This is a genomic window from uncultured Sphingomonas sp., from assembly GCF_964243315.1.
Lineage (GTDB): Bacteria > Pseudomonadota > Alphaproteobacteria > Sphingomonadales > Sphingomonadaceae > Sphingomonas.
In genome coordinates this window covers 39,024-55,443 of sequence record NZ_CAXTEM010000007.1, presented here as the reverse complement: position 1 = coordinate 55,443, position 16,420 = coordinate 39,024, and the positions used below count along the sequence as shown (strand labels likewise).

Annotated in this window: 11 protein-coding genes; 9 read left to right on the top strand and 2 right to left on the bottom strand. The window is 68.2% G+C overall.

Translation table 11 applies throughout. The annotated features are described in order from the left end of the window. Position 1 precedes the first annotated feature (1 nt). The 3 genes from ACFE77_RS03970 (at position 2) to ACFE77_RS03960 (ending at position 3,477) form a co-directional block, all read left to right on the top strand. Positions 2-868, top strand: coding sequence for an alpha/beta fold hydrolase (locus tag ACFE77_RS03970; RefSeq protein WP_375420329.1), 867 nt, complete (start codon positions 2-4; stop codon positions 866-868). Beyond that, the gene (locus tag ACFE77_RS03965) at positions 865-1,998 is read left to right on the top strand and encodes a glycosyltransferase (protein ID WP_375420328.1); all 1,134 of its coding nucleotides are present in this window, start codon (positions 865-867) and stop codon (positions 1,996-1,998) included. The genes ACFE77_RS03970 and ACFE77_RS03965 overlap by 4 nt, the downstream gene beginning before the upstream one ends. Positions 1,999-2,073: 75 nt before the next feature. Further along, positions 2,074-3,477: an NAD(P)H-dependent flavin oxidoreductase gene (locus tag ACFE77_RS03960; protein ID WP_375420327.1), complete on the top strand. Its 1,404-nt coding sequence runs from the start codon at positions 2,074-2,076 to the stop codon at positions 3,475-3,477. Positions 3,478-3,819: 342 nt separating this feature from the next. Here the strand turns inward: ACFE77_RS03960 and ACFE77_RS03955 are convergent, their stop codons facing one another. Further along, positions 3,820-4,848, bottom strand: a complete 1,029-nt coding sequence (locus tag ACFE77_RS03955; protein ID WP_375420326.1) for a 2-hydroxyacid dehydrogenase — start codon at positions 4,846-4,848, stop codon at positions 3,820-3,822. A gap of 96 nt (positions 4,849-4,944) precedes the next feature. Between ACFE77_RS03955 and ACFE77_RS03950 the strand changes: the two genes are divergently transcribed. Further along, the gene (locus ACFE77_RS03950; RefSeq protein WP_375420325.1) at positions 4,945-5,430 is read left to right on the top strand and encodes an SH3 domain-containing protein; all 486 of its coding nucleotides are present in this window, start codon (positions 4,945-4,947) and stop codon (positions 5,428-5,430) included. A 260-nt stretch (positions 5,431-5,690) separates the two neighbouring features. Here ACFE77_RS03950 and ACFE77_RS03945 read toward each other — a convergent pair whose 3' ends face one another. Further along, positions 5,691-6,878, bottom strand: a complete 1,188-nt coding sequence (locus ACFE77_RS03945; RefSeq protein WP_375420324.1) for a thiolase family protein — start codon at positions 6,876-6,878, stop codon at positions 5,691-5,693. 248 nt (positions 6,879-7,126) lie between these two features. Here ACFE77_RS03945 and ACFE77_RS03940 point away from each other — a divergent pair, with 248 nt between their 5' ends. From ACFE77_RS03940 to ACFE77_RS03920, 5 genes are all read left to right on the top strand, one after another. Next, positions 7,127-7,882 (top strand): prepilin peptidase, encoded by a 756-nt coding sequence (locus ACFE77_RS03940; RefSeq protein ID WP_375420323.1) that lies wholly within the window; start codon positions 7,127-7,129, stop codon positions 7,880-7,882. A 2-nt stretch (positions 7,883-7,884) separates the two neighbouring features. Next, the gene (locus ACFE77_RS03935) at positions 7,885-8,298 is read left to right on the top strand and encodes a hypothetical protein (protein ID WP_375420322.1); all 414 of its coding nucleotides are present in this window, start codon (positions 7,885-7,887) and stop codon (positions 8,296-8,298) included. Continuing rightward, positions 8,295-9,713, top strand: a complete 1,419-nt coding sequence (locus tag ACFE77_RS03930) for a coniferyl aldehyde dehydrogenase (protein ID WP_375420321.1) — start codon at positions 8,295-8,297, stop codon at positions 9,711-9,713. Before ACFE77_RS03935 ends, ACFE77_RS03930 begins: the two co-directional genes overlap by 4 nt. A 170-nt stretch (positions 9,714-9,883) precedes the next feature. Next, the gene (locus tag ACFE77_RS03925; protein ID WP_375420320.1) at positions 9,884-12,076 is read left to right on the top strand and encodes a BamA/TamA family outer membrane protein; all 2,193 of its coding nucleotides are present in this window, start codon (positions 9,884-9,886) and stop codon (positions 12,074-12,076) included. Beyond that, complete coding sequence (locus ACFE77_RS03920; RefSeq protein ID WP_375420319.1) at positions 12,076-16,320, top strand: translocation/assembly module TamB domain-containing protein; 4,245 nt, start codon at positions 12,076-12,078, stop codon at positions 16,318-16,320. Before ACFE77_RS03925 ends, ACFE77_RS03920 begins: the two co-directional genes overlap by 1 nt. Positions 16,321-16,420: the final 100 nt, after the last annotated feature.

Here is a 16,420-nt window from a genome sequence, read left to right as displayed (position 1 = left end):
CATGCCCGCGTATGAAAATCGCTACTGGTGGTCCAAGGATGGGCTGCGGCTCCACTATCGCGACTATGCCGGCCCCGCCGATCGCCCGCCGATCCTGTGCCTGCCCGGCCTGACCCGCAACGCGCGCGACTTCGAAGGGCTGGCGGCGCGACTTGCCGGGCAGTGGCGCGTGATCGCGGTAGATTTCCGCGGTCGGGGCGAGAGCGCCTATGCCAAGGACCCGATGTCCTACGTCCCGCTGACCTATGTGCAGGATATCGAGGCGTTGCTCGGCGAACTCGCGATCGATCGCTACGTCGCGGTCGGGACCTCGCTCGGCGGGATCGTGACGATGCTGCTGGCGGGGACCGCGCGGGCGCGGCTGGCGGCGGCGCTGCTCAACGACATCGGGCCGGACATCGACCCGCGCGGGCTGTCGCGGATCCGCGGCTATGTCGGCAAAGCCGGTTCCTTCCCGACCTGGATGCATGCGGCGCGTGCGGTCGCGGAGGTCAATGCCGCGACCCATTCGGATTGCGCGATCGAGGACTGGCTGGCGATGGCCAAGCGGCTCTACCGGCTGAACAGCGCGGGGCGCATCGTGCTCGATTACGACATGAAGATCGCCGAGCCGTTCCGCGTGCCCGGCAACGAAGCGGGACCCGACATGTGGCGGGCATTGTCCAGCCTGAACGATGTCCCGACACTCGTCGTGCGCGGCGAGCGATCCGACGTGCTGACCGCGGCGACCGCGGATCGCATGGTCGCCGCGCTCGACGACGCCACGCTCGTCACCGTGCCGGGGGTTGGGCACGCGCCGCTGCTGACCGAGCCGGCGCTGGGCGAACCGATCGACGCGCTGCTCGCGCGGGCGATGACGGTCGCATGAACCCCGTCAACATCCTGCACCTGCATTCGAGCTTCGATCTCGGCGGCAAGGAAGCGCGCGCGGTGCGGCTGATGAACGCGTTCGGCGACAAGGCGCGGCACACGATCGTCTCGGGCGTGCCCGACGCGCTGTCGGCGCGGCAATCGATCGCCAAGGGCATCAAATACGAGATCGCGCAGGATCCGCCGCCGCTGACGGGTCGTCCATCGGTGGCGCGGTACGAAGCGATCGCACGTTTCATGCGCCGCTTCGATCTGGTGCTCACCTATAATTGGGGCGCGATCGACGGGGTGATGGCGAAGCGGGTGTTCCCCAAGGGCGCACCGCCGCTGGTTCACCACGAGGACGGCTTCAACGCCGACGAAGCCGCCGGGCTGAAGATCGAGCGCAACGTCTATCGCCGCATCGCGCTCGGCGCCGCACACGCGCTGGTGGTGCCGTCCGAACTGCTCGAATGGATCGCGCGCAATCGCTGGAAGCAGCCTTCGACGCGCATCCACCGCATCGCCAACGGCATCGACACCGCGCGCTACGCCGCCAGGCCCGATCCCCGCGCGATCCCCGGCTTCGTTCGCAACGAGAAGGAGGTGGTGATCGGCGCACTCGCGGGCTTGCGCGAGGTGAAGGACCTGCCGATGCTGGTCCGTGCGGCGGGCGGGCTCGCGGGTCGGTTCAGGCTGGTGATTGTCGGCGAGGGGTCGGAGCGCGAGGCGATATTGCGCGCGGCATCGGCGATGGGGATCTCCGACCGGGTGGCGATGCCGGGCTTTCTGACGCGACCCGACCGGTTCGTCGGCCTGTTCGACATCGTCGCGCTGTCGTCGAAGAGCGAGCAATTCCCGATCTGCGTGGTCGAGGCGATGGCCGCTGGCCTGCCGATCGCGAGCATGCCGGTCGGCGACGTGGCCAAGATGGTCGCGTCCGAAAACGCGCCGTACATCGCGGCGCATCAGGGCGAGATCTGGCTGCGCGATGCCATCCAGCCGTTGCTGGCGAATGCCGAACTGCGCCGCACGGTCGGCGCCGCCAACCAGGCCCGCGCCCGCGCGGCGTTCGACGAGGCGACGATGATCACCAGCTATCGTATGGTGTACGAGACCGCGATGTCGCGACCCGGCACCTTGACCTAAGATGGTATTTCGCTCGCAACCCGGCATCCAGGCGCTATAGCAAAGCGTGTTTTCGCCAAAGGGGTATGCGACGCCGTGTTCAAGGGCCTGAAGCCGATCCTGTACAATGGCCACGAGGTCTGGCCGCTCGTCGAAGGCGGCAAGGGCGTCGCTGCGACCAACCATGCGTCCGCGGGCGCCTGGGCGGCGGCGGGGGGCATCGGCACCGTGTCCGCGGTCAACGCCGACAGCTACGATCCCGAAGGCAAGATCATCCCGCAGGTATATCGTGCGCTCACCCGTCGCGAACGCCACGAGGAACTGGTCGAATATGCGATCGAGGGCGCGGTCCAGCAGGTCAAGCGTGCGTTCGACATCTCGGGTGGCCGCGGCGCGATCAACATCAACGTATTGTGGGAAATGGGCGGAGCGCAGCGCGTGCTGCACGGCGTGCTCGAACGCACCCGCGGGATGGTCGCGGGGGTCACCTGCGGCGCCGGCATGCCGTACAAGCTGAGCGAGATCGCGGCGTCGTACAACGTCCATTACCTGCCGATCATCAGCTCGGGCCGCGCGTTTCGCGCGCTGTGGAAGCGCGCCTATTCGAAGGCCGCGGAATGGCTGGCGGCGGTGGTCTATGAGGACCCCTGGCTCGCGGGCGGGCACAACGGCCTGTCCAATGCCGAGGACCCGTTGAAGCCGCAGGACCCGTATCCGCGCGTGAAGGAACTGCGCGAGGTGATGCGCGAGGGCGGCATCTCCGACGACGTGCCGATCGTGATGGCGGGCGGCGTCTGGTATCTGCGCGACTGGAACGACTGGATCGACAATCCCGAACTCGGGTCGATCATGTTCCAGTACGGCACCCGCCCGCTGCTGACGCGCGAAAGCCCGATCCCCGACGCGTTGAAGAACAAGCTGACTCACATCGAGGAAGGCGAGGTGTTGCTTCACCGCTTCTCACCCACCGGCTTCTATTCGAGCGCGGTGCGCAATCCGTTCCTGCGCAGCCTCGAGGCCCGCTCGATCCGCCAGATCGCGTTCTCGACGCAAGAGGCGGGGGATCATGTCTTCCAGCTCGACGTCGGGGTGAAGGGCAAGAACTTCTGGGTGACCCGCAACGACCTGCTGCTGGCGCGGCAATGGTTCGGCGAGGGACACACCGACGCACTCAAGACGCCCGACAACACGCTGGTGTTCGTCAGCCCGCAGGAAAAGGGCATGATCCGAAAGGATCAGGCCGACTGCATGGGCTGCCTGTCGCAATGCTCCTTCTCGAGCTGGGCGGATACCGAGACCAACTCGACCGGACGGCTCGCCGACCCGCGGTCCTTCTGCATCCAGAAGACGCTGCAGGACATCGCGCATGGCGGCGACATCGACCAGAACCTGATGTTCGCGGGGCACGCGGCGTACAACTTCAAGCGCGATCCGTTTTATTCCAATGGGTTCGTGCCGACTGTGAAGCAGCTGGTGGATCGGATCCTGACGGGGGATTGATCGCGTCGGCAAGGTGATCGAACGCGCGGAAGGAAGCGTGCGCGAACGATCAGGATCGACACCGCTGTCTCGGTGCGGACGTAAGGGTTTGGGCGCAAGTGTCGACCGTTCGCCGAGGAGCCGTGATCGCGAGAGCGGATGGCTTCGCCTCGACCCATTCCGTCATCCCCGCGCAGGCGGGGATCCAGACCGGCAACCGTCGCGGCTTGAACACTGAAGCTAGCCAGTATGGATCCCCGCCTGCGCGGGGATGACGGGGGAGGAGCCCGCAGCCGAAGCCCAAGGCGAACTCTCCCTGTTGGCCTCTCTGCGTGAACGCACCTTTTCGCGCGCCTGACGAAACTAAACCCACCCCTCCAACACCTGATCCGGGGGGCGGTGGCCGTCGGCCCACATGCGGATGTTGAGGATCACCTTCTCGCCCGATGCCACGCGGCCCTCATAGGTGGCGGAGCCCATGTGCGGGGTCATCACCACGTTGGGCAACGCGAGCAGGCGGGGGTCGATCTGCGGCTCATGCGTCCAGACGTCGAGCCCGGCGCCGGCCAGCCGTCCGGCTTCGAGCGCGTCGACCAGCGCCTCCTCGTCGACGATCCCGCCACGGCTGGCGTTGATCAGGTAGACATGGGGTCGCAGCAGCGCGATGCGGCGGCGATCGATCAGGTTCTCGCTGTCGGCGTTGCGCGGTGTGTGGATGGTCAGGATATCGACGGCCGCCAGCATCTCGTCGAGCGACGGGTGCCACGTCGCCGCGAGCTGCGCCTCGAGCACCGCGGGCAGCCGGTTGCGATTGTGGTAGTGGATCGACAGCCCGAACGCGCGCGCGCGAAGCGCCACCGCCTGGCCGATCCGCCCCATGCCGACGATGCCGAGCGCCTTGCCGCCGATGCGGTGGCCCAGCATCCCGCCGGGGCTCCAGCCCTTCCACTGCCCCGACCGAACCAGCTGCTCGCCCGCCGCCAATCGCCGCGGCACCGAAACGATCAGCGCCATCGTCATGTCCGCGGTATCTTCGGTGAGGACGCCGGGCGTGTTGGTGACGATGATGCCGCGGGCCCGTGCGGCGCGCAGATCGATATGGTTCACGCCCGCGCCGAAATTCGCGATGAGCTTCAACCGCGGCCCGGCGCCTTCGAGCAGCGCGGCGTCGATCGTATCGGTCACGGTCGGCACCAGCACGTCGCAGTCCGCGACCGCCGCAACGAGCTGGTCGCGGGTCATCGCCTCGTCGGTGCGGTTGGTGACGCTGTCGAACAGCGTGTCGAAGCGATCCATGACGATATCGGGCAGCTCGCGAGTCACGATCACGCGCGGCTCGGGCACCCGCGGATGGGGTGCTCTGGTCGTGGCGGAGCGGCTGGCGTCGGACATCGCACATTGGATTGGCGAAGCGCGTCAGGCGCGTCAACGGTGGTTGATGCGCGTCGCTGCTTCGCTACAGGTGCGCTATCGTAAAGGACCGGAACCATGCGCCACTTCGCCATCATGCTCGCCGGCGTCGCGACGCTCGCGCCTGATGTGGCGGCGGCGGCCGATGCGAAGAAGACCGTCCCCTATTACGCGTCGATTTCGGCCGGACGCGCACGGATGCGCACCGGGCCCGCGCGGACCTATCCCGCAAGCTGGCTTTATCAGCGCGCCGATCTGCCGGTGAAAGTGATCGCGATCTTCAAGGAATGGCGCCGGGTCGAGGACCCCGATGGCACGCAAGGATGGATGCAGGCGAACCTGCTGAGCGAGAACCGCACCGCGATCGTCCGCGGACCGCAACCCCTCGAAATGCGTGAAAAGCCCGAAACAGGCGCGCGACTGCAGTGGCGCGCGGCGCCTGGCGTCGTCGGGCGCCTCAGCCGCTGCGCCGCCGGGTGGTGCCGGTTCGACGTAAAGGGGCAGGCGGGCTTCGTCGAGATTGCCGGCCTGTGGGGCGTCGATGGTGGCGAGACGCTGCCCTAAGCTGGGTGCGTGTGACCGAGTTTTGCAGGGAAAGCCAACCCAGGTCTACTCAGATCAAACAGCTTGCCTTGAGGCATAGGCGCGCTGAATTGGACCAACTGCGGGTGTTAAAACGCCAACCAACCTCACTCCACCACCCCGGCGAAGGCCGGGGCCCAGTTGGGAGACGTTCATGGCGACAGAGGCGCTCCGTTATTAAACCCTTTCGACCTGGGCCCCGGCCGTCGCCGGGGTGGTCGGTCAGGGATTGCGGCGAAGCCTCAGTTCATCAGCTCCACCGCCATCGCGGTCGCCTCGCCGCCGCCGATGCAGAGCGATGCTAGGCCGCGGCGTTGGCCGTTGGTCTCCAAGGCCGACAGCAAGGTCGCCAGGATCCGCGCGCCGCTGGCGCCGATCGGGTGGCCCAGTGCGCAGGCGCCGCCGTTGACGTTGACCCGCGCATGATCGAGCGCGAGATCGCGCATCGCGATCATCGCCACCGCCGCGAAGGCTTCGTTGACTTCGAACAGGTCGACATCGTCCTTGCTCCAGCCGGCGCGCTCCAGGGCCTTCTTCATCGCGAACACCGGCGCGGTGGTGAACAACGCGGGCGCGTGGGCGTGGGCGGCGTGGCTGATGATGCGCGCGATCGGCGTCAGCCCGAGGCGCTCGGCGACGCTGGCGCGGGTCAGCACCAGCGCCGCGGCGCCGTCCGATATCGACGAGGCGTTCGCCGCGGTGATCGTGCCTTCCTTTGAGAAAGCGGGCTTCAGCGTCGGGATCTTGGCGATGTCGCCCTTGGCGGGCTGTTCGTCGAGCGCGATGGTGTCGGTGCCCTTGCGGGTCTTCACCTCGACCGCGACGATCTCGCGATCAAACGCGCCCGACCTTTGCGCGCGCTGGGCGCGGGTGAGCGATTCGATCGCGTAGTCGTCCATCGCCTGGCGGGTAAACTGATAATCGAGCGCGGTATCCTCCGCGAAATTGCCCATCAGCCGGCCGGGTTCATAGGCGTCTTCCAACCCGTCGAGATACATGTGGTCGTACATCGTGTCGTGACCGATCCGCGCGCCACCGCGGTGCTTGCGCGACAGATAGGGCGCGTTGGTCATGCTTTCCATGCCGCCTGCGACCAGCAGGTCGATCGATCCCGCCGCGAGCGCGTCGGCGCCGAGGATCGCAGCCTGCATCCCCGATCCGCACATCTTGTTGACCGTGGTCGCCTCGACATGATCGCCGAGCCCCGCGCCGATCGCGGCCTGCCGCGCGGGCGCCTGGCCAAGGCCCGCGGACAGGACGCAGCCCATGTAGATCCGCTCGACATCGGCGGCCGACACCCCCGCACGCTCGACCGCGCCACGCACCGCCGCCGCGCCCAGCTCGGTCGCGCCGGCGCCCGCGAGGCTGCCCTGGAACGATCCCATCGGGGTGCGCGCATAGGACAGGATGACGATCGGATCGGTGGTCATGGAATGCTCCGGGGGTGACGATGCAGTCGATTTGGGGTGTTCCGGGTTGGATTGCAAAGGCTCCTATTGTCTCCACCCCGGCGGAGGCCGGGGCCCAGTATGGAAGGTAGCGGTAATGAAGCGATGTTCGTCGTCACGGACGTCTCCCAACTGGGCCCCGGCCTTCGCCGGGGTGGTACAAGGGCGCGGTGGTGTTTCGCTTGTTTCCATCTTCACCACCGCTAGTCGTGCGACATGCAGGTGAGATCATGACAGCGGCAATCGCCTGGCCGATCGCCCTCGGCGTGCTCGGCGCGATCGTCGGCAGCTTCATCGCGGCACTGGTGATCCGGTGGCCGCAGGATCGGTCGGTGGCGCGCGGCCGTTCCGCGTGCGACGCCTGCGGGCGAACGTTGGCCGCGGGCGATCTGGTGCCGCTCCTCAGCGCGCTGGTGCTGCGGGGTCGGTGCAGGACGTGTCGCGCGCCGATCGATCCGCTGCATTGGCGGATTGAAGCGACCGCCGCGCTGGTCGGGGTGCTTGCCGGGGTCGCGACGGCCTCCTCGCTCGCGGTGGTCGGCGCGGTCTTCGGGTGGCTGTTGCTGGCGCTCGCGGCGCTGGATGCGACCGTGCTCTGGCTGCCCGACCGGCTGACGATCACGCTGGCGATTGCGGGAGTCGGGACGGGGCTGAGCGGCGCCTTCCCACCGATTGGCGACCGGCTGATCGGGGGCGGCGTCGGCTTCCTCGCGCTCTGGGGAATCGCTGCGGGGTATAAGCGGCTGCGCGAGCGCGACGGGATGGGCGGCGGCGATCCCAAGCTGTTCGGCGCGATCGGACTGTGGCTCGGTTGGCGGATGCTGCCCGCTGTGCTGCTACTGGCGAGTTTGATCGGGCTTGCGCTGGTGCTGGTCGCGGCGGTGCGCGGCCGGCCGATGGCGCGCGACACCGCGCTGCCGTTCGGCGCGCTGCTCGCGGCGGCGGCTTACCCGGCATGGATCGCCATGATAGTGTCCGCATCGTGATCATGACCCTGCTTCTAGCCGCGCAGGCGGCGAGCGCCGCTCCGGCTCCCGTGCTGTCGCTCGGCGCGATCGGGCAGCAGAAGATGCCCGACAAGGGCTGCGCCGCGTTCGTGTGGAGCATCGCCGACCGCAAGCTGGTGGCGATGGCGACCGCGGATCCGGCGCAGATCCGGCTGTCGATCGACGGCCGCACGATCGATCTCGCGCGGGTCGCCGAACAAGGCGAGGGTGGGCTGGGGTTCGGTGCCAGCACCGATTACGCAGGGGGAGACGTGACCGTGAACTTTGAGATGAAGATCGTCGCGAGGCGCGACCTCACCAAGGGTGCGCAGGTGACCGACGCGGTGTTGCGGGTCGAGCGCCGGGGCGGGGACGCCCTGGTGGTGCCGGTCGCCGGCCTGATCGGTTGCGCATGACCGCGTTGCGCGACACGCTCGCGGTACAGCGCTCGGCGTTCACCGCCGAACTGCCGGTGCCGATCGCGACCCGCAAGGACCGGCTGAAGCGCGCCGCCGCGATGATCCGCGACCATGCCGACCGGTTCTGCGACGCCCTGTCCGAGGATTTCGGACACCGCAGCCGCGACCAGTCGATGCTGACCGATATCGGCGGATCGATCGCGCCGATCGCGCATGCGCTGAAGCAGGTCGATCGCTGGGCGAAGCGAGAGAAGCGCGCGGTGCAGTTTCCGCTCGGGCTGCTCGGCGCGCGGGCCTGGGTCGAATATCAGCCCAAGGGCGTGGTCGGGGTGATCGCGCCGTGGAACTTCCCGGTCAATCTGGTGATGTCGCCGCTCGCCGGGATCTTCGCGGCGGGCAACCGCGCGATGGTCAAGACCAGCGAGTTCACGCCGGTGACCGCGGCGTTGTTCGAGGAAGTCTGCGGGCGTTATTTCGACGCGGCCGAACTTGCCTTCGTGGGCGGCGGGCCGGAGGTCGGGAAGGCGTTCGCCGAGCTGCCGTTCGATCATCTGATCTTCACCGGGGCGACCGGGATCGGGCGGCACATCCTGCATGCGGCGGCGGACAATCTGACCCCAGTGACGCTCGAACTCGGCGGCAAATCGCCGGTGATCGTCGGCAAGGGCGCCGACATCGCCCGCACCACCGAGCGGATCGCGATCGGCAAGATGCTCAACGCAGGGCAGATCTGCCTCGCCCCCGATTACCTGCTGGTCGAGGCCGCGGACGAGGCGCGGGTGGTTGACGGGCTGAAGACCGTCGCCAGCGCGATGTACCCGACGCTGCTCGCCAACCCGGATTACACCTCGATCATCAACGACCGGCATCACCAGCGGCTCGCCGACTGGCTCGACGATGCGCGCGCGAAGGGCGCGACGGTCGAGACAGTCAACCCGGCGGGCGAGGAATTCGCGGCGTCGAACAGCCGCAAGATGCCGCTGCACATCGTCCGCGACGTCACCGACGACATGACCCTGATGCAGGAGGAGATCTTCGGCCCGATCCTGCCGATCGTGCGCTATGCCGGGATCGACGACGCGATCGCGCAGGTCAATCGGCGCGACCGGCCGCTGGGGCTCTATTACTTCGGCCCGGACGAGGGCGAGCGCCGGCGGGTGCTCGACCGGACGATATCGGGCGGAGTGACGATCGACGACGTGGTGATGCACGTGTCGATGGAGGACCTGCCGTTCGGCGGGATCGGCCCGTCGGGCATGGGATCGTATCACGGGCATGACGGCTTCAAGACCTTCAGCCACGCCAAGGCGGTGCTGAAGCAGGCACGGATCGACGTCGCCAAGCTCGCGGGGCTGAAGCCGCCCTATGGCAAGGCGCTGCGGCGATCGGTGGCGCAGCAGATGAAGATGTGATTGTGGCACCACCCCGGCCTCCGCCGGGGTGGTAAAAGAGCCGCAACCATCGAACGATCGCGCCATTACAAACCCAGTTTACCCACGAAACCAATTGGAAAACGGCGCGTTGCGGGTAAGGAGGGGGTGGGTCGAAAACGATCGTCCCGCTGAAAGGGAATTGTTTTCGCGTGGCAGCCTCGACCGGTCGACACTATTGGCTTGCCGTCGCGCTCGTCGCCGCATCTCCAGCTTTCGGCCAGCTCAACAAGCCGGGCACCGCGCCGGCCCGCGGCCCCGACGCGCCCAAGGCGGAGGCTGAAAAGCCGCCGATCGACACCAGCGAGACCGACCTGCAGGGCAATGCGCCGATCGTGCCCGAAAGCGAGTTCAACGCCGCGCTACCGCCGCTCTCGGGTAATATCAACGCGCCGCTGGAGCCAATGCCCGGTGTCGGTTCGACGCCCGCGCAGCCGACCAATTCGGCGGAGGCAGCCGCCGCCGCGCCGATCGGGGACACACTGCCGCCGCCCGCGGCCGAGGATCCGCAACTCGCGCAGCCGCTGGCGCCGCTCGGCAGCTTCGACACCGCGCCGCTGGTGACCGCCGCCGACATCAAGGACAAAGACGCGCCGGAGATCCGGTACGAGACGGTGCTGCGCGGGCTCGAGAAGCTGGAACTGAACGACGAGTTCGAGGCGCTCTCCGCCCTTGAAAAGGGCGACGGCAAGGCCGCGAACGCGACCCAGGTCTCGGCGCGCGGCAAGGAAGACGAAGCGCTCGCGGTGCGGCTTGCCCGGTCGATCGGTTATTACGACGCGACCGCGATCTCGACGATCGAGACGCCCGCCGCGGAACCCGGAACCAACAAGCCCGCCCGTTTGCGCGCGATCGTCAGCGTGTCGCCCGGTCGGCTGTACAAGCTGTCGTCGGTGACGGTGAACGCCGCGGCGGTGACCCCGCCGGACCTGATCACCCGCAACCTGCCGCTAAAGGTCGGCGATCCGATCGAGGCGGCGCGGATCCAGGGCGCGGAGGCCAACGTCAGCCTGGTGCTGCCGCAGCAAGGCTATCCGTTCGTTGCGGTGGGGGATCGCGACATCCTGCTCGACGATCAGGCCGCGGAGGCGACCGGTGCCTATACGCTGCCGGTCGATCCGGGTCCGCGCTCGAGCTTCGGGCAACTCACCACCACCGGCGATCCGGTGTTCGATCTCGATCATCTCAACGTCTTCCCGCGTTTTCGCCAGGGCGAACTCTACGATCAGCGCAAGCGCGACGATCTGCGCGATGCGCTCGTCGCCACCGGGCTGTTCTCGACCGCGTCGGTGGAGCCGGTGCGCACCGGCCGCCCCGGCCCCGACGGCACCGAGCAGGTCGACCTGCTGATCCGCCAGACCGCGGGCCCGGCGCGATCGCTCGCTGGCAATCTCGGCTATTCGACGGGGCAGGGGTTCCGCGCCGAGGGATCCTGGACTCACCGCAACCTGTTCCCGCCCGAAGGCGCGCTGATCGCTTCGGCGATCGCGGGCACGCAGGAACAGGCGCTGTCGGGCACGTTCCGGCGTGCGAACGCGGGCAAGCGCGACCGGACCTTCGCCGTGCTCGCGGCGGCGGCGCATTCCAATTACGACGCCTTCGACGCGTTCACCGGCACGTTGTCGGCCAGGTGGAGCTACGATTCGACGCCGATCTGGCAGAAGCGGATCACCTACTACTACGGCGGCGAGCTCGTCGGCACCAACGAGTCGGTCTATGACTTCGCGGCCGGAGAGCGCCGCCGCCGGACCTACGGCATCGCGGCGTTGCCGGGGCAGGTGCAGTGGGACGCGTCCGACGATCTGCTCAACCCGACCCGCGGCTACCGCGTCCGCCTCACGGTGAGCCCCGAGACGTCGGTTAGCGGCGGCATCCGCCCCTATGTCCGGACGATGGTCGAGGGCACCTTCTATTACCCCGCCAGCCAGAGCCTGGTAGTCGCCGGGCGTGCGCGCGCCGGGTCGATCCAGGGCATCGCGCGCGACGATCTCGCGCCGTCGCGCCGCTATTATGGCGGCGGCGGCGGATCGGTGCGCGGCTATGGCTATCAGCGGCTGGGGCCGTTCGACCCCAATGGCGATCCCGTCGGCGGTCGCAGCGTCAACGAATTCTCGATCGAGGCGCGCTATCGGTTCGGCGATTTCGGGATCGTGCCGTTCGTCGATGCGGGCAACAGCTACGCAAGCAGCCTGCCGAAGGCCAGCGACCTGCGCTTCGGTGCGGGCATCGGCGGGCGTTTCTACACCAATTTTGGCCCCATGCGGATCGATGTCGCGACGCCGCTGAACCGGCGGCCGGGTGACGGCCGCATCGCGCTCTACATCTCGATCGGGCAGGCATATTGATGGCCGACGAGCTGCCACAGGAAGACCGCGCGGCGGATCATGACGCGGTCGCCGCCAAGCGGCCGTTGTGGCAGCGGATCCTGAAATGGATCGCGCTGACGCTGCTCGGGCTGGTGGTGCTCGTCGGCGTCGTGCTGCTCGGGATCAACACCGATCCCGGGCGGCGGTTCGTGGCCGATCAGATCGGCGGCTATTCGACGGCGTCGGGGCTGAACATCAAGGTCGGCCGGATCGACGGGTCGCTTTACGGCAAGATGGTGCTGAGCGACGTCCGCGTCGCCGATCCCAAGGGCGTGTTTCTGACCAGCCCGCGGCTCGCGGTCGACTGGCGGCCGTTCGCCTTCGCCAACAACCATGTCGACGTGCGCTCGCTGTCGACCGATCTGGTGACGCTGGCGCGCCGGCCCGAACTCAAGCCGACGCCGAGCGACCCCAACGCGCCGCTACTGCCCGATCTGGATATCGACATCGCCCGGCTGCACATCGGTCGGCTGGTGCTCGCCAAGCCGATCACGGGGCAGGCGCACGCGATCCGGATCGACGGCAAGGTGCATGTCGCCGATCGTCGCGCGCAGATCGTCACCAATGCCGCCGCCCTGCGCGGACCCGGCTTCGCGGGTGGCGACACGCTGGCGCTGCGGCTGGACGCGGTCCCCGACGAGAATAAGCTCGACGTCGATGCCCGCGTCTTCGCGCCGGTCGGGGGCGTGGTCGGCACGATGGGCGCGCTGAAGGCGCCGCTTACCGCCACCGTCGGCGGCAAGGGCAGCTGGGCATCGTGGCAGGGCCGCGCCCGCGCGACGCTCGGCACCGGCCAACTCGCCGATCTCGCGCTCACCGCCAAGTCGGGGCATATCGAGGTTCGCGGCTTCGCCAAGCCCGGCCTGTACCTCGAAGGTCCGGTCGAACGGCTGACCGCGCCGCAGCTCGACATCGCGATCGACACCACGCTCGCCGAACGTCGCGCCGATACCCGCATGAAGCTGCGGTCCGATGCGCTGACGGTCGACGCGGGCGGCATTCTCGATCTTGCCAACAGCCGCTTCGGCAACTTCGCGGTCGACGCCAAGCTGCTCACCCCCGGTGCGATCGCGCCCAATCTGCGCGGCCGCGACGTGCTCGCGCGCGTGGTGCTCGACGGCGCGTTCGCGACGCCGACGGTCGACTACAAGATCCGCGCCGCGTCGATCGGGTTCGGCACGACCAACGTCGAGAATGTCTACGCCGAAGGGCTCGCGCGGGTGAACGCCGACCGCATCTTGGTGCCGATTAAGGCGAAGGCGCGCCGCGTGACCGGGCTCAACGCCGCAGTAGGCGGGCTCGCCAACAACGTATCGATCGATGGCGATTTCGCGATCTCGATGCCGAACATCCTGTCCGACAATCTGCGGATCCGATCCGACAACATCGATGCCACCGCGATCGTCGTCGCGAACACCGCGACCGGGCGCTACACCGGCGCGCTGAAGGGCCGCATCGACAATTACCGCGTCGAGAGCATCGGCATCATCAATCTGCAGACCGACGCCAAGCTGGTGCCCGGCGCGAATGGTGGCTTCGGTATCACCGGGCGTGTCGTCGCGCAGACCAAGCAGCTGTTCAACGACGGCGCCCGCAGCTTCCTCGGCGGCAACGCGGTCGTCCGTGCCGATGTCGGCTATAGCGCGGAGGGCATCGCGACCTTCCGCAACCTGCGCCTCAACGCGCCGCTGTTCCGCGTCACCCGCGGCGAGGGTCGCTTCGACCCCGCCACCGGCAGCGTGCTGGTCAACGCCGATGCCGTATCGTCGCAATATGGGCCGCTTTCCGCCCGAGTGACCGGCAGCGCGACCGCGCCCGTGGTGGTGCTCCGCGCCGCACGGCCCGGGGTGGGGATCGGGCTCGTCAACCTCAACGCCCGGGTCGTCGGCCGTGGCGGCGCCTATGCGGTTAACGCGACCGGTGGCACCAACTACGGACCGTTCACCGCAGACGTGCTGGTCAGGCCCGGCGCGCAGCTGACCGTCGATGTCCGCCGCGTGCTCTTCGCCGGCATCACCACGACCGGGCGTGTCGTACAGACCGCCGCGGGCCCGTTCGCCGGCGCGCTCCGTTTCGCCGGCCGCGGTATCGCCGGCGGCGTCCAGCTTGCCAATCAGGGCGGCAACCAGCGCGCCGACGTCAAGGCGCGCGCCTACAACGCCACCGTCCCCGGCACCGCCGACTTCACGATCGGCCGTGCGATCCTCGACGCGAGCGTGGTGATGCTGCCGCGCGCGCCGCAGGTCATCGCCGACGTCCAGATCGCGGACATGCGCTACAATGCGGTGGTGATCCAGGCGGCACGCGCCAAGGTGAATTATGTCGGCGGCCGCGGCACCGCGCAGGCGCTGCTGACCGGATCGAGCGGCGTGCCGTTCCGCGTCGCGCTCAACGCCAAGCTGTCGCCGAACGACTATCTCGTCGCGCTACAGGGTGTCGCCAACAACATCGCGTTCCGCACCGCCAACCCGGCGCGGATCACCGCGGCGCGCGGATCGTATCGCCTGCTGCCGACGCGGGTCGATTTCGGTGGCGCGACCGGCGGATCGGCGCGGCTCGCCGGGTCGTTCGGCGGGGGCGTCACAGCGGCACAGGCGCGGCTCGACCGGCTCGACCTGTCGGTGCTGTCGGCGTTCATGCCGAGCCTCGGGATCTCGGGGCAAGCGACCGGTAGTCTTGATTATCGGCAAGCAGGGTCCGCGATCCCGCAGGCCGATATGCGTCTCAACATCGTCAACTTTCAGCGCACCGGCCTCGCCGCGGTGTCCGACCCCGTCGACCTGCAGATGGTCGGCCGATTGGTCGCGAACGGCGGCGAAGCGCGGGCGATCGTCAAGCGCGGGCCGACCACCGTGGGTCGCCTGGTCGCGACGCTGCGACCGTTGCCGCCCGGCGCCGGTTCGTGGACGACGAGGCTGATGCAGGCACCGCTGTCCGGCGGGATACGCTATAACGGGCCGTCCGCGGTGCTGTTCAGCCTCGCGGCGCTGCCAAACCAGCAACTGTCCGGGCCGATCGCGGTCGCGGCGGACTTCTCCGGTCGGGTATCCGCGCCGCGACTGACCGGGCTGATCCGCGGCGACAGCCTGACCTATGACAACGAGACCTATGGCACGCGGCTGTCGCAGATGCGGATCGCGGCACGCTTCAACAACGATCGCCTCGATCTCACGACGCTGACCGCGAAGGCCGGCGACGGTACGGTGCAGGCGCAAGGATCGGTCGGGCTCGCCGCCGACAGCGGCTTCCCGATCGATCTGCGCGCGACCTTGAACGAAGCGCAGCTCGCGAAGAGCGATGCCTTGTCGGCGACCACCACAGGCACGATCCACCTCACCAACGGTCGAAACGGCGGGCTGATCGAGGGCGACTTGCGAATTCCGTCGGCGCGCTACGAAATCATCCGCCAAGGTCAGGCAGAGGTGCCCGAACTCACCGGCGTCCGCCGCAAGAGCGAGATCACCGTCGCTCGGCCGACCGACCGGCCCAAGCCCGCGCCGATCGGCCTGTTCAAGCTCGCGCTGCGGGTGCGCGCGCAGAACCAGTTGTTCGTGTCCGGGATGGGGCTCGATTCGGAATGGTCGATGGACCTGCGGATCGGCGGCACCTCGGCGGCGCCGGTGATCACCGGCGGGCTCGACGTGGTGAAGGGCGCCTATTCCTTCGCGAGCAAGCGGTTCGAGATCTCGCGCGGCACGATCCGCTTCCGCGGCGGCGCGCTGACCGATCCGGACATCAACATCCTGGCGACGACCACTACCAACGGCATCACCGCGAACATCGCGATCACCGGGACGGGCACTCGCCCGCAGATCGCCTTCACCTCGACCCCGACGCTGCCGCAGGACGAGGTGCTGAGCCGGTTGCTGTTCGGCACGAGCCCGGCGAACCTGTCGGCGATCGAGGGCATCCAGCTCGCCGCTGCGCTCAATTCGCTGCGCGGGTCGGGCGGGGGCGGGCTCAACCCGCTCGGCAAGCTGCGCTCCGCGACCGGGTTCGATCGCCTGCGGGTGGTCGGCGCGGACGAGGCGACCGGGCGGGGCACCTCGCTGTCGGCGGGCAAGTATCTGACCAGCAACATCTACATCGAGATCATCACCGATGCCCGTGGTATGACCGCGACCCAGCTGGAGATCGCGCTTACCAAGTCGCTGAGCCTATTGTCCTCGGCCGGATCGTTCGGCGGCACCAATGCCAGTCTCAGATACTCGCGCGATTATTGACGGTCCGTGGCGGCGGTACGGCGTCGCCACGAAATCGGAAGACTATCGCCACGCGGTGCGATAGGTTCCTCTTAGCAACCGATCATAACGGTTGAGGAGG